The 13,837-nt window shown below is 59.8% G+C and carries 18 protein-coding genes; 5 read left to right on the forward strand and 13 right to left on the reverse strand.

The genetic code is table 11. From position 1 onward, the window contains the following. Nucleotides 1-61: 61 nt before the first annotated feature. Complete coding sequence (locus DW49_RS0127075; protein ID WP_024419798.1) at nt 62-397, reverse strand: I78 family peptidase inhibitor; 336 nt, start codon at nt 395-397, stop codon at nt 62-64. A 317-nt stretch (nt 398-714) separates the two neighbouring features. Here DW49_RS0127075 and DW49_RS1000000132985 point away from each other — a divergent pair, with 317 nt between their 5' ends. Then, the gene (locus DW49_RS1000000132985) at nt 715-909 is read left to right on the forward strand and encodes a hypothetical protein (protein WP_005617481.1); all 195 of its coding nucleotides are present in this window, start codon (nt 715-717) and stop codon (nt 907-909) included. A gap of 24 nt (nt 910-933) precedes the next feature. On the opposite strand, the gene DW49_RS0127085 is transcribed toward DW49_RS1000000132985, so the two are convergent. From DW49_RS0127085 to DW49_RS0127120, 8 genes are all read right to left on the reverse strand, one after another. Beyond that, complete coding sequence (locus tag DW49_RS0127085; protein ID WP_003382410.1) at nt 934-1,959, reverse strand: nucleoside hydrolase; 1,026 nt, start codon at nt 1,957-1,959, stop codon at nt 934-936. Nucleotides 1,960-1,998: 39 nt separating this feature from the next. Then, complete coding sequence (gene rbsD, locus DW49_RS0127090; RefSeq protein WP_005617480.1) at nt 1,999-2,403, reverse strand: D-ribose pyranase; 405 nt, start codon at nt 2,401-2,403, stop codon at nt 1,999-2,001. Beyond that, on the reverse strand, nt 2,400-3,320 hold the full coding sequence (gene rbsK, locus DW49_RS0127095; protein WP_005617479.1) for a ribokinase: 921 nt from the start codon (nt 3,318-3,320) through the stop codon (nt 2,400-2,402). Before rbsK ends, rbsD begins: the two co-directional genes overlap by 4 nt. A 30-nt stretch (nt 3,321-3,350) precedes the next feature. Next, nucleotides 3,351-4,367, reverse strand: coding sequence for a LacI family DNA-binding transcriptional regulator (locus tag DW49_RS0127100; protein ID WP_005617478.1), 1,017 nt, complete (start codon nt 4,365-4,367; stop codon nt 3,351-3,353). A 1-nt stretch (nt 4,368) separates the two neighbouring features. After that, entirely contained in the window at nt 4,369-5,361 is a 993-nt protein-coding gene (locus DW49_RS0127105; protein WP_003382415.1) for an ABC transporter permease, read from the reverse strand. Beyond that, nucleotides 5,358-6,911: a sugar ABC transporter ATP-binding protein gene (locus DW49_RS0127110; protein ID WP_005617477.1), complete on the reverse strand. Its 1,554-nt coding sequence runs from the start codon at nt 6,909-6,911 to the stop codon at nt 5,358-5,360. The genes DW49_RS0127105 and DW49_RS0127110 overlap by 4 nt, the downstream gene beginning before the upstream one ends. Before the next feature lie 53 nt (nt 6,912-6,964). After that, nucleotides 6,965-7,885: a sugar ABC transporter substrate-binding protein gene (locus DW49_RS0127115; protein ID WP_370445420.1), complete on the reverse strand. Its 921-nt coding sequence runs from the start codon at nt 7,883-7,885 to the stop codon at nt 6,965-6,967. Between the two features lie 222 nt (nt 7,886-8,107). Continuing rightward, complete coding sequence (locus DW49_RS0127120; protein ID WP_003382418.1) at nt 8,108-8,332, reverse strand: YgdI/YgdR family lipoprotein; 225 nt, start codon at nt 8,330-8,332, stop codon at nt 8,108-8,110. A 136-nt stretch (nt 8,333-8,468) separates the two neighbouring features. On the opposite strand from DW49_RS0127120, the gene DW49_RS0127125 reads away from it, so the two are divergent. From DW49_RS0127125 to DW49_RS0127135, 3 genes are all read left to right on the forward strand, one after another. Continuing rightward, nucleotides 8,469-8,720, forward strand: coding sequence for a DUF1654 domain-containing protein (locus DW49_RS0127125; RefSeq protein WP_005765646.1), 252 nt, complete (start codon nt 8,469-8,471; stop codon nt 8,718-8,720). Between the two features lie 4 nt (nt 8,721-8,724). Continuing rightward, nucleotides 8,725-9,426, forward strand: a complete 702-nt coding sequence (locus DW49_RS0127130; RefSeq protein ID WP_005617474.1) for an endonuclease — start codon at nt 8,725-8,727, stop codon at nt 9,424-9,426. 205 nt (nt 9,427-9,631) lie between these two features. Beyond that, a complete protein-coding gene (locus DW49_RS0127135; protein WP_005765648.1) occupies nt 9,632-9,871 on the forward strand; it encodes a DUF6555 family protein in 240 nt (79 codons plus the stop codon). 76 nt (nt 9,872-9,947) lie between these two features. On the opposite strand, the gene map is transcribed toward DW49_RS0127135, so the two are convergent. From map to DW49_RS0127155, 4 genes are all read right to left on the reverse strand, one after another. Beyond that, nucleotides 9,948-10,739: a type I methionyl aminopeptidase gene (gene map, locus DW49_RS0127140; protein ID WP_005617471.1), complete on the reverse strand. Its 792-nt coding sequence runs from the start codon at nt 10,737-10,739 to the stop codon at nt 9,948-9,950. Then, complete coding sequence (locus DW49_RS0127145) at nt 10,736-10,993, reverse strand: ParD-like family protein (RefSeq protein WP_005617470.1); 258 nt, start codon at nt 10,991-10,993, stop codon at nt 10,736-10,738. The genes map and DW49_RS0127145 overlap by 4 nt, the downstream gene beginning before the upstream one ends. Nucleotides 10,994-11,078: 85 nt before the next feature. Continuing rightward, the gene (locus tag DW49_RS0127150) at nt 11,079-11,276 is read right to left on the reverse strand and encodes a hypothetical protein (RefSeq protein WP_003382425.1); all 198 of its coding nucleotides are present in this window, start codon (nt 11,274-11,276) and stop codon (nt 11,079-11,081) included. A 101-nt stretch (nt 11,277-11,377) separates the two neighbouring features. After that, nucleotides 11,378-12,409, reverse strand: a complete 1,032-nt coding sequence (locus DW49_RS0127155; protein WP_005617468.1) for an Ldh family oxidoreductase — start codon at nt 12,407-12,409, stop codon at nt 11,378-11,380. Between the two features lie 231 nt (nt 12,410-12,640). Between DW49_RS0127155 and DW49_RS0127160 the strand changes: the two genes are divergently transcribed. Then, nucleotides 12,641-13,708 (forward strand): FecR family protein, encoded by a 1,068-nt coding sequence (locus DW49_RS0127160; RefSeq protein ID WP_005617466.1) that lies wholly within the window; start codon nt 12,641-12,643, stop codon nt 13,706-13,708. Nucleotides 13,709-13,837: the final 129 nt, after the last annotated feature.

Consider the following 13,837-nt stretch of genomic DNA (forward strand, 5'->3'; position numbering starts at 1 on the left):
TTAAGTGAACAGCATTGCCGTCACTGACGGGGTTTTTTATGCGCGACAGAAAAGTGCCGACTCAGCCGCAGTTGATGCGCGTCACTTTACCCGAAGCGTCGGTATTGACGTTTACCCGCCCGGACCGGTATTCCAGCGTGACCATGTCATCTGGCCCGAGAATGCGCGCATCCTGTGAACCGGTACGCGTGCGCACCTGTGACAGAAGGTCGATGGACGCCGGCTTGCCAATTGCGAACTGACCCAGCCCTGCATCACAGCGGCCCGGTATGGCATTGCTGGCTGGCGCGTCGGCCTTGACTGGCGCTGCAGCGCCCGAATCGGAGGCAGTGCTGCTGCAACCTGCCAATACCGACGCCATGACCACAAAACCCAATGTTGCGAACTTCCGGGGCATACACCCTCCTCTGCCAATAAACATTTCCAGACCTCGTCCGACCGCACTCAAGCGCGTTGGTTGCACATCACGACGAGCATGCCGCAGGTAACCTGTTGATCTGCCTGGGCGAAGAGTCTGCCCTGCCACCACGCAGGCTGCGCGATGAAATCGTCACAAAACGTTTATCGTCGTCACCCATCGAATTAATGCATCAAGGCAATGTGCAAGTAGAAGTGTCAAAACGCGCGCGGAGTGGTTTACTGCCACAAGAGCGAGCGCCAGGAAGCGAAGAGCGTGGCTACCCAATGGAGAGCAGTGGTGGAGGTCAGACAGACATGACAAGCATATCGATAGATGCGGACATAAAAGCCAAATGGCCTCAAGGCCATTGCTCGCACAGCCCGGGAACCCCGGAAGAGTTGATGATCATCGCCGTCGACCTGCTGATCAAGGAGCTGGGCACAGACGGTGCCCGCTCCTTCATCGGCCAGGTGCTGAGCCGCTATGCCGCGGCAGAGTTGCCTGCCTGACAGGCGTCATCTCAGAGCGCGTGATTACTTGAGTCGCTTCAGACGCTCGGTCAGCAGGTCGAAGAACCCCTGAGCGTTGCCGTCTTCGACCCAGAACACGTTCTGTGGCTGTTTCAGCGTGCCGTACCAGTCGGCGACTGTCTGACCGAAACCGATGCCCTCGCGCGTGTCGATGGCGACATTGATCTGCCGGCCGGAAAACAGCTCAGGCTTGAGCAGCCAGGCGATGACGCTGGCGTCGTGAACCGGCCCACCCGGCAAGCCGTAATGCTCCATGTCCAGCTTGACGTATTCATTGAGAATGCCGTCCACCAGCTTGCCAGCGTTGTTGCCCAGCGCAGCGATCTGCTTGAGGCGCTGTTCGCTGGTGAGGATTTTGTGGGTCACGTCGAGCGGCACGTAGGTGAGCTTCACGCCACTGGCCAGGACGATCTGCGCAGCGTGCGGGTCGGCGAACAGGTTGAATTCGGCAGCCGGGGTGATATTACCGCCATTGAAATGCGCCCCGCCCATGACCACCACTTCCTTGATGCCCTGGGTGATTTCCGGAGCCTGCACCAGCGCCAACGCCAGGTTGGTCTGCGGACCGAGCATGGCGATGGTGATGCTGTGTGGCTTGGCCTTGGTCAAGGTGCGAATCAGGTAATCGACCGCGTTGCCTTCAGCAAGCCCTTTGGCGGGTTCGTGAATAGGCACGCCCGGCAGGCCTTCCTGACCGTGAACGTTTTCAGCGTAGATCGGTGTGCGCACCAGCGGCTTGGGCGCACCGGCATACACCGGCACTTCCTCGCGCCCGGCCCATTCGCGGGCCAGTCTGGCGTTGCGCGAGGTCTTGTCCAGCCTGACGTTGCCGGCCACGGTAGTGATGGCCATCACGTTCAGCTCTTCGGGTGACGCCAGCGCCAGCAGCAGCGCGACCACGTCGTCCGCACCCGGGTCGGTGTCGATAATCAGATCACGCTTTTCTGCCGCCTGAACGGCAGCGGTACTCAGGAGGGACAAGAGCAATGCTCCACGAATGAATTGCCTGGAAAACTGTATCAACGTCATATGAAACTCCCTTTCTTGGTAGCTTGAAAAGCTTGATAGCTAGAAAACGACTCCGGACACCAACGCCAGATTGCTGTACGGCTGACATTCTCCGGTGCGGATGATCGCCTTGGCGGTGCGACTCAGGACCTTGAGGTCTTCATGGCTGATCCAGCGCTGCTGCCCCAGTTGATCGTCGAGATTCAGGCTTTCGATGATCTGCAAGGCAGGCGGCTTGATGTCGGCCATTTCGCTGGCCAGCACGTGGCTTTCAACCTGCATTTCACTCAGCACCACGTCCAGCACACTGACGAAATCAGGTACACCGCGGGTCAGCGCCAGGTCGATCAGTTCGACGCCCGGCGGCACGGGCATTCCGGCATCGACGATCATCAGGATGTCACCGTGCCCCAGCGAAGCAATGACGCGGGACAGGGCGATATTGAGTAGCGGTGTCTTTTTCATAACGAATTGAGTTCCTGTACTTCCTCGAACGTCGGTATGGACGGCTGGGCACCCGCGCGGGTGACGGATATGGCCGCCGCCGCCTGACCGAAGCGAATGGCTTGCGACTCGCCCTGACCAGCGGCCAGTGCCGCCGCAAAACCACCGACAAAGGTATCACCTGCAGCAGTGGTGTCCACGGCCTGTACGCGACGTGCAGGAATATGCTCCACGCCAGCGGCATTGGCGAACAGAGTGCCGCGCTCGCCGAGGGTGATGATCACATTGCGCGCTCCGGCCGCCAGCATCGCCGTGGCAGCCTGTTCGGCAGCGGCGGATGAGTCGACAGTCACACCGGTCAGGGTCTGCGCTTCGCTTTCGTTGGGGATCAGGTAATCGATCAGGCCGTACCAGCTTGCGGGCAATGGCTCGCTGGCCGGGGCCGGATTGAGAATGACGGTTTTGCCCAGCGCACGGGCCCTGGACAGGGTATGGAAAACGGTTTCAGTCGGTACTTCCAGCTGGCAGATGACGATCTCGGAGCCCGCCAGCAACGCATCGAAACGCTCGATCAGCGCCGGGGTGAGCCGACCATTGCCACCGGCCACAATGACGATGGCATTCTGGCTGTTGGCGTCGACCACGATCGATGCAATGCCGGTGGAGACGCCTTCCACGACAGTCACCGCCTGGCAGTCGATGCGCTCGACCAGCAGCGCCGCCCGCAGTTGCTGCCCATAGGCATCGGCGCCTACGCAACCGATCATTGCCACGCTGGCCCCCAGGCGCGCCGCAGCAACCGCCTGATTGGCGCCTTTGCCGCCGGGCACGGTGTCGAAGGTTTCCCCGCTGAGTGTTTCACCGGGGCGCGGCAGACGCTGGGCGCGGATGACCAGATCCATGTTCAGACTGCCCACAATCACTACTTTTGCTTGCATGGCTCATTCACTCGTTGCTGTGCGTGCGCGTCATTCATTGGACGACGTGTTCGGCGCGGCCGTGGATTCACGCACCACGACACACGGCTTCACAAGTCGTTTCTCGACAGGGGTTGCATGAGGGCTGGCGATCCGGCTCAGGAGCATCCCGGCGGCGGTTTCACCCAGTTGCATGATTGACTGGCCGACGGTGGTCAGCGCCGGATAAACGTAACGACTGATCTGGATATCATCAAAACCGATCACCGACAGGTCCTGTGGCACGCGAATCGAACGCTCGGCTGCCGCCCGCAACACACCGATGGCGATCACATCGTTACTAGCGAAGATCGCAGTCGGCGCATGCTCGGCCAACAGCCGGCCCGCCGCATCATGGCCGGCCGGGCTGGTGAACTCGCTGTGCACCGCCCAGCCTGCACCGACTTCGATGCACGCCTGCTGCATGGCGCGCCGATAACCGGCCAGGCGCAGTTCGGCGACCGTGCTTTCGCGCGGCCCGGCAATACAGGCAATGTGCCGATGCCCGAGGTCCAGCAAGTGACGAGTGGCCAGCCAGGCACCCTGTTCATGATCGATGCGCACCATGTCGGCCTCGATACCTTGCAGCTCGCGGTCGACGATCACCAGCGGTGTGCGCACCTCGGTCAGCCCGCAGGTGACGCTGCTATCGCCAGCCACCGACGAGACAATCAGGCCGTCCACGCGTTTTTCCAGTAATACGCGCAGGTAACCGCGCTGCTTTTCCGGGTTGTCGTCGGAGTTGCAGAGGATCACACAAAAGCCGTTACGCTCGCAGTAATCCTCGATGCCCCTGGCCAGCTCGGCAAAGTAGGGGTTCATGCCGTTGGGAATCAGCAGGCCGATGGTCGAGGTGGTCTTGGCTTTCAGCGAACGCGCCACGGCGCTGGGCACGTAATCCAGCTGCGCGATGGCCGCTTCGACCTTGAGCCTGACCGGTTCGCTCACCGGTCGGGTCTTGTTCAGCACATGGGAGACCGTGGTGTACGAGATCCCCGCCAGCGCCGCGACATCCTTGATGGTCGCCATATCAGCCTTGGCGCCGTGCCCGGTGGCTGCGATAAGTGTCCAGCACCACCGCGATGACGATCACCGCACCGGTGATGATACGCTTGGTCGGCTCGGTAGCGCCGATCTGCGCCAGGCCTGCGGCCAGCACCGAAATGATCAGCACGCCGAAAAAGGTACTGATGATCGAACCGCGCCCGCCCATCAGGCTGGTGCCGCCAATCACGACCGCGGCAATCACTTGCAGCTCGAGCCCGGCACCGGCATTCGGATCAGCCGCTTCCAGACGCGATATCTGAAACAGCGCCGCCACACCGGCCAGCAGGCCCATCAGCGAGAACACCAGAATCTTGTAGGGCTTGGGGTTGATACCGGCCAGACGCACGGCTTCTTCATTGGTGCCGATGCCAATCAGGTAGCGGCCAAAGACGGTACGGGTCAGCACGGCCTGGGCAACGAAGATGACCAGCAGCGCGATGATGAACGACGGCGCAATGCCGAAGGCAATCGGGTCGGACAGCCAGGCGAAGGAGTCGCCAATGTAGGCCGTGCGCGAATTGGTCATCTGGTACGCCGCGCCACGGGCCATTTCCAGCACGCCGAGGGACACGATGAACGAGGGGATGCGCCACGCCACGGTAATGGAGCCGGTGATCGTACCGGCCAGGGTCGCACAGGCGATGCCGAGCAAGGCGGCAGGAAACACGCTCCAGCCCCAACCCAGAATGGCCACGCTCACCGCCGAGGCCGCCAGCGCCAGCACCGACCCCACCGACAGGTCGATACCCCCGATGATGAGGATCAGCGTCATGCCGACCGACAGCACCATCAGGTCAGGAATCTGGTTGGCCAGCATGCTGAACGTCTGGTAGGACAGGAAGTGGTCGCTGAGCAGTGAAAACAGCACAATCATGACCAGTAATGCGCCCGCCAGCCCGATGTAGGTGCCGAGACCAAAATAGTTGCCGCCACGACGGGCCGGCACGGTCAGTGTCGGGGAAGGAGTATTTTTCATGAGTCGTTCCTGGGCGCTGCGTCGTTCAGCAGCGCGTCACGTTTCTGATAACCGGCGAAGGCTGCGGCAAGCAATTGGTCCTGAGTCCAGCTGTCACGCTCGAACGTATCGATCAGGCGACCGGCAGACAGCACGCCGATACGGTCACAGATCAGCATCAGTTCGCGCAGATCACTGGACACCACCACCAGCGCCCTGCCCTGACGGGTCAACTCGGCCAGCAGCGCGTAGATATCGAACTTGGCACCGACGTCGATGCCTCGGGTCGGCTCATCGAACAGCATCACCGGGCAATCACGCTCCAGCCAGCGACCGATCACGACCTTCTGCTGGTTGCCGCCGGACAGCTCGGACACCAGTTGGGTCGGACTGGAGCTGCGAATGCGCATGGCGGCCACTTGCCGCTGCGCCAGCTTCAACTCCTCGTCGGCATTGACCATGCCAGCGCGGGAGATGGAATGCATGTTGCCCAATGCGATGTTGGCGCTGATGGATTGCGACATCAGCAGACCTTCGCTTTTGCGGTCTTCGGTGATCAGCGCAATGCCATGCGCCACAGCGTCGGCCGGAGAGCGAATGGTGACCGCCTGCAACGGCTGACCCACTTCGATTGCGCCGCTGTCAGCAATGTCCGCGCCGTAGATCAGGCGCAGCAATTCGGTTCGTCCGGCACCAATCAGCCCGGAGATGCCAAAGATTTCACCCCGTCGCACATCGAACGAAACATCCTGAACCTTACCGGCACGGCTGAGCCCCTTGACCGACAGGGCCACTTCGCCAATCTGCCGAGCGCCCATGTCCATGTGCTCGCCCAATTCGCGGCCAACCATCAGCGTCACCAGTTGCTCGCTGTTGTAGCGGGCAATTGGCTCGACGCAGACCAGTTTGCCATCACGCAGCACAGCGATGCGCTGGGAAACCCTGGCAAGCTCTTCAAGCCGGTGCGAGATGTAGATGATCGAGACGCCACGTGCCTGCAGGCGCGTAATCTGCTCGAACAGCATTTCCACTTCGCGAGAGGTAAGCATGGCGGTAGGTTCGTCAAGGATCAGCACATGGCAGTCGCCGACCAGGTTGCGGGCGATTTCAACCATCTGCTGATGGCCAATGCCCAGCTCGCCCACCAGTGTGTCAGGGTCGATGGCATCCAGCCCGACCTGGGCCATGGCTTTGATTGCATTTTCACGCAGACGCTTGCGATCGATCCAGCCCGCGCGACGCGGCAGATCGTCAAGAAACAGGTTTTCGGCGACGGTCAGGGTCGGCAGCAGGTTGAGTTCCTGCATAACCATGCGAATCCCGAGCTTTTCAGCCTGGGTGCGGCTCGTAGGTTCATAAGGCTGCCCCTGAAACTCCATGCGCCCGGCAGTCGGCGTGACCAGGCCGCCAATGATTTTCGACAAGGTGCTTTTACCGGCACCGTTTTCCCCGGTCAGGGCCAGCACTTCGCCACGCATCAACGTCAGGTCGACGTCACCGAGCACGGGTTGAGCGTAGGTTTTACCGATGCCACTGACCGAAAGAACAGCTGTCTGAGCAGACGCTGACATACATTTCTCCCAGTGCCCGTCCTGCAAGGACGGGCACCTTTACGCGGCGTGGATCAAGGTTTGGTAACGAGTTCTACTGGCGTTTCGATGACGCCTTTTTCGTTGGTGTCGACCTTCTCGCCTTTAACCAGCTTCAGCGCAGCTTCAATACCGAAGACCGCTTGTTTGGCTGCAAACTGGTCGGCGGTGGCCAGCACTCGGCCGTCCTTGAGCATCGGCTTGATCGCGTTGATGTTGTCGTAACCTACCACCATCACCTTGCCCGCCTTGCCTGCCGCCCGCACGGCGGACACTGCGCCCAGCGCCATGCTGTCGTTGCCGGCCAGCAGCGCTTTCAGGTTCGGGTACTCGTTGAGCATCGCCGAGGCCACTGCGTTGCCCTTGTCGATTTCCCAGTTGCCGGACTGCGTGGACACCACTTTCATTTGCGCCTTGTCCATGGCGTCCTTGAAACCGGCGCTGCGCTGCTGCGCATTGGTGGTGGTCGACACGCCTTCGATGATGCCGACTTCGTCACCGCTTTTCAGTTGCTTGGCCAGGTAGTCGCCCACCAGCTCGGCACCTTTGCGGTTGTCCGGACCCACAAACGGGATCATCAGGCTTTTGCTCTTGAGCACATCAGGGTCAAGCTGGTTGTCGATGTTGACGACCTTGATTCCGGCGTCGGTGGCTTTTTTGAGCACCGGCACCAAAGCCTTGGAGTCGGCAGGCGCGATAACCAGCGCATCGACTCTGGAGACAATCATCTGCTCGACAATGCGGATCTGAGCCGAAGTATCGGACTCATCCTTGATGCCGTTGGAGATCAGGTCGAAGTCGTTGGCGTGTTCTTTCTGGTAGGCCTTGGCGCCATCTTCCATGGTCAGGAAGAATTCGTTGGCCAGCGATTTCATGACCAGCGCGACCTTGGGCTTTTCAGGCGTCTGGGCGTATGCAGCAGAGAGGGGCATGACTGCCGTAACGGCAGCAAACATGGCGACAGCGAGAAGGCGTCCAGCAAATGGCAGCTTCATGAGTTCATCTCCGATCTTGTGATTATTGTTCGGGCGAACGACGCAGGGTCGATGCAGCGCATCGACACGCAAACGTTTGCGAGGATCGAACTATGAAAAAAGCCGCAGGATTTGTCAATCCGTCAGAAATGAAATCTGTGGGCGCTGATCGCTTTTTACCGCGCGCAAGCGATCAGCCCTCACTCACTCCTCAGGCTTGACCGTGGCCACTTCGTCGGCCTTGATTCGGATGGTCTTGCCGGACAGGTCTTCGAACTCGTAAAAACCATCACGGCTTTTGGTTTTGGGCATGTCTTTGGTGATGTATTGTGTGCCGTTTTGCAGGGTCACCACCGAGGGCGTGGAACAGCCTGCCAACAGCACAACTGCCGAGGCCAGTATCGGGAATGCCAGAGACTTGATATTCATGCACTACTCCAGAAGCAATACGTATTTTTTCGAGACGACATTGTGCCACTTTCAGGGCTTTGTCTTACATAGGTGTTGCGAAAGATCCGACACTGAAATACTGTATGCCCGTACAGCTCAATCAGGGACTTTTTCCGTGGCAAAACAAACCGCAGCGACCCCCTCCATACCCGGCCCTTACGAGCGTATGGGCATGCGGGTACAGAAAATCATCAACTCGCCTACCGCACAGAAATCCAGGGCCGCCCTGCTTTTTCGTCTGCCGGACGAGTCGGAGGACGACTGGGCGCAGCTCCTTGAAGAGATCGCCGAAAACGATAATGTCACCCTCGCCTGGCGCGACGACGGTGGCGTGCAAATATTCTGGACGTTGCCGAAGGAAGACTGACGGCATGACGTTTCGATTTTCTGCATTGCTGTGTACCACCCTGCTCATCACCGCTTCACTCCCGGCCCTGGCCGAAGCCCCGCGTACATTCAGCGAAGCGAAGAAAGTCGCCTGGGGTTTATATGCGCCGCAGTCGACCGAGTTTTACTGCGGCTGCAAATACACCGGCAACCGGGTCGATCTCGCCGGCTGCGGCTATGTACCGCGCAAGAGCGCCAAGCGCGCCAGCCGCATCGAATGGGAACACATCGTCCCGGCCTGGCAAATCGGCCATCTGCGCCAGTGCTGGCAGAACGGCGGCCGCAAGAACTGCACGAAGTCTGATCCCGTTTACAAACGCGCCGAAGCGGACCTGCACAACCTGGTGCCCAGTATCGGTGAGGTGAACGGTGACCGCAGCAACTTCAGTTTTGGCTGGATTCCCGAGCAAAAAGGCCAGTACGGCTCATGCCTGACTCAAGTGGACTTCAAGGCCAAGAAGGTCATGCCGCGCCCGTCGATACGCGGCATGATCGCGCGCACTTATTTCTACATGAGCAAGCAATACAACTTGCGCCTGTCGCGTCAGGATCAACAACTTTATCAGGCCTGGGACAAGACCTACCCTCCCCAGGCGTGGGAGCGCCAGCGTAACCAGCAGGTTGCCTGCGTGATGGGGCGCGGTAATGAGTTTGTCGGCCCGGTGGACTTGAAAGCGTGTAAATAGCCCTCGCCTACGGGCGCAAAAACACTCGTATGAAGGGTCTCTTCCGAGGGGCTTTATTCATTCGAGTGCCCCGCAAAACCACTTATCGGACAACTGTTAACTCGGGCGTAGAACGAAATAATTTCGCTATACGCTGTGCAGACAGCGGCTTGATTGAGGAGGCTTTCCCGTGCGTGCGCTGAATAACGATCACAGGCAGGGAACCATGAATCATCAAACGGAATTTGAAATTCATTATGAATTCAATGGCGAGCTTCGCTGTTTTCTGCATCGGACAATGCAGCTGTGTCAACGCGAAGCGCTGCACTGTGCAACGCTGCATGCAGGCGTCGGGACCATCAGCGGCAATATGTCCACGGGGCCGATACGCCTGGCGACCTTGCATGCCGAACGGTGCGGCGTAACGCAGGTGCACTGGAAGAGAGCGATGCTGCTGGAAGCGTGAGAGACCGTCCCCTCACCAAAAATAATGGCCTTTAAGCAAGGCCATTATTCATGTGCACGCGAATCTTAAAACCGCCTCAAATGGCCGGGTAGTCGCCCGTACCGTCAGGCCACGGTGTCAGCAGCTCGAAACCCGTCGCGGTCACGGCCACCATGTGCTCCCACTGCGCAGAAAGCGAAAGGTCGCTGGTCAGAACAGTCCAGCCATCCGGCAGGGTTCGGGTGCCGGCCTTGCCGGCGTTGATCATCGGTTCGATGGTAAATACCATGCCTTCCTTCAATTTGAGGCCCTTGCCCTGAGTGCCGTAATGCAGGACCTGCGGCTCTTCGTGGTACTTGCGGCCGATACCGTGCCCGCAATATTCACGTACCACACTGAAGCCTTCACGGTGCGCGACACTCTGTATCGCATAACCGATATCACCCAGCGTTGCACCGGGGCGCACCGCGTGAATACCGGCGCGGGTGGCCTCGTAGGTTGTCTCGACCAGGCGCTTGGCCAGAGGGCTGACCTCACCGACCAGGTACATACGGCTGGTGTCGCCGTACCAGCCATCCTTGATGACGGCGACGTCGATATTGACGATGTCGCCCTCTTTCAAGATGTCTTTGGATGAGGGTATGCCGTGGCAGACCACTGCGTTGGGAGAAATGCAGGTGGTTTTGGTGAAACCGTGATAACCCACATTCACGGGGATCACTTTCAGTTCCTTGACGATGTATTCATTGCAGATGTCATCGAGCGCTTCGGTGCTGACGCCTGCCTTGACGTACGGCGTGATCATCGCGAGTACATCGGCAGCCAGCCTGCCGGCTATGCGCAATTGCACCAGGTCCTGTTCGGTCTTGAGACCGATGGCGCTGCTCATGAGGCTGCCTTCGACAGGCTGGCCGCAGACAGATCCGACACATTGAAATTCGAAGCGGTCAACACGGTGTCACCGGCGTTCTCGAGACGGATCAGCATCTGGCAGATCTCGCTGTAATCCAGCGCCGGGTGCAGCTCGGCAAGCATGCCGATGCGCATCCAGTGCTCGGCCTGGGCATTGATGGAGCGGCTGAGCGCAACACTGGCAGAGCGCAGGTTGGCATGCATGTTTTCGGAAATTTTTACCAGACCCATGTTTCACCTCACATTTAATATATGAAGCATATACGCTTCGTATACTCACAATCAAGATGAAGCATGCAGGCTGGCAGTAGGCGAGCTATTCCATCGCGCTGGCCTGGCGATACTCGCCACCGGCACGCGCTGCCGCGATGGCAATGGACACGTCTGGCTGGTAAGCGTTGAACTGGCGCAGCGCAGCCGCCAGCCTGAGAAAATCTTCACGCTGCATTTCATGGGTAGCAGAGAGCGTGCGATGTTGTTGAGCAACCGGGCTTTGCGCTGACTTCAGGGACATGACAGACCTCATTCGTTCGTACTGTTCATGCATACAGTATTTATATCCGGTCCCGGACACAAGACTGATCACGACGAATGGTCAGCGAATATGTAAATAGCTCAGTCGCCTGCCAGCGCTTGCAGGCGCTCAAGATCGGCCTGGGCAATGACGATTCCGTGCGCCATCGAGCATGCCCGCTCCAGGTAACGTCTGTCGCCGGGCAATCGTTCCTGGCCGACCCCATGAAGCTGGCGCACCAATTCCTCGCTGCGCTGCGCAAAGTGCTGACCGGCGCCTTTGTCGGGATCGATGACGATCAGCAACTGGCCGGTCCACGGCGTCTGTGCGCCGGAATGCTTCGACCAGTCGAACTCGAATGAGAAGTTGCCCCCGGTCAGCCCTGCCGCCAGCAGCTCGACCATCATCGACAAGGCCGAGCCTTTGTGCCCGCCGAACGGCAACAGCGCCCCACCGTCGAGAATGGCGCGGGGCTCCTGCGTCGGCAGCCCGTCACGATCAACCCCCATGCCCGCAGGCAGCAGCCGCCCTTCACGCGCCGCAATCTGCACGTCACCGTGGGCAATGGCGCTGGTGGCGAGGTCAAACACGATCGGCTCGCCGCCTGCACGCGGCGCACCGAAGGCGATCGGGTTGGTGCCAAACAAAGGCTGCCGCGCGCCATGAGGCACAACGCAGGTCATGCTGTTGACCATGCTCAGCGCAACCAGCCCCTGCTCGGCAAACGGTTCGACATCTGGCCACAGCGCGGCGAAATGATGCGAGCCACGAATGGCGAGAATCGCAATCCCGGCACTGCGCGCCTTGTCGATCAACAGTGACCTGGCCGCCGCCAGTGCCGGCTGGGCAAAGCCGTTGCACGCATCGACTCTGACAAATGCCGCGCCGACATCCTCGACCACCGGCACCGCCTTGCCATCTACCCAACCGCTGGTCAGCGAGGACAGATAGCCGGGAATGCGAAAGATGCCATGACTGTGCGAACCGTCGCGCTGGGCGCTGGCGCAGTTTTCAGCGAGTACATCGGCGACCTCTGGCGAGGTGCCGTGGGCAACGAAGATCCGGCGCAGCAGGTCGATCAGTTGCGGGTAAGAAACAGCTTGAGTCGGCTGGTCGGCGTGGCTGGCGGACATTTGAAACTCCTGTGCATGGCAACGGGGCGGGTAACTGCAGAAGCGAGAATCAGATGCCCAGAGTAGCGCCGCAGGCCCTTCAAGAACACTCCCACGGCCACGTCCTTATCAATGAGAGCAGCTTGCATTCACACGGAAATAAGCAACCCATTGATGGGTAATAGCCAGCGAATGTTCTCTCTGCTTGAAATCAGAGGGTAGAATGCGCCAACGGCATTGACCGGAGCGCCCATGAGCGACCCTCTTTTCAGCAAGGCAGAACACGATGCAATCACCGATGCAGCCGCGCATTGGTGCATGCGGCTGCATGCTGACGACTGCACGGTCGCAGAAAAGAAGGCATTCGATCAATGGCTGAAGGCCCACCCTCTGCATGCGGCCGAATATCAGGCCATGGCAGAAATCTGGGACATCACCGGGCAGATCGAACCGCTCAATCCGGCTCCCCTCCTACCGAGCGCGGCATTACAGGCCAGCCCGGTACTGCCACGCCGCCAGCGCCGCTGGGCACCACTCGCTGCAGCCGCGGCCATCATCGCCTTGGCGGTGCCGGTGGCAGGTGTCGTTGGCTGGAATCAGGGCTGGTTGCCGAACGCCTATGAGTCGTACAGCGCCGGCACCGAAACACGTCTGGTAGTGCTTGCCGACGGCAGCCGCGCAGAGCTGAACCTGGGCACCGAACTGACGTACGCCAATTACAAGGATCGACGCAGCGTTACGCTGAGCAAGGGCGAGGCGTTCTTTGAAGTCAGCCACGACAGCACGCATCCGTTTGTGGTCGATGCTGGCCAGGGCAGCATCGAGGTCACGGGCACGCGCTTCAATGTGTGGACGTATCAGGATCAGGTGCGCGTACTGCTGGTCGAGGGCTCGGTGCTGGTCAACAGCGACCGCACGCACCTGGAGGGCGGCCATCATCTGGACCCCGGCATGCAGGCCAGCTTCAAGACCGGCGACGACAGCCCTCTGATCAGACAAACCAAAGCGCGCGACACCAGCCTGGCGTGGCGTAACGGAAAGCTGATTTTTGACGACCTGCCGCTCAGCCAGGCACTGCCGCTGATCAATCGCTACCTGCCAACGCCTATTCTGCTGGCCGACAGCGCGACCGGTGCCATGCGCCTGGGTGGCAGCTACAACACCCGCGACCTGTCCAGCCTGCTAACCTCCCTGCCCAAGGTACTGCCGGTCTATGTGACGCAGAACCAGAACGGCAACCCGGTGCTCAACCGCAAACTACCCGACGCACCGAAAGTGCTGACACTGCGCGCGTCACCTGCAAATCTTCATCTACCCTAAACCCCACAACAGTGCGGCGAACCCGTGTGCGTGGGAAATTTCCGTTTTTTTTCATCCATGACTGAGGTTTTGCGGCGCTCGTTCGTCTTAGTACTGAGATTATTTAAAATGCACGGTTATTTAAAAAGC

The sequence above is a fragment of the Pseudomonas avellanae BPIC 631 genome (genome assembly GCF_000444135.1).
GTDB lineage: Bacteria > Pseudomonadota > Gammaproteobacteria > Pseudomonadales > Pseudomonadaceae > Aquipseudomonas > Aquipseudomonas avellanae.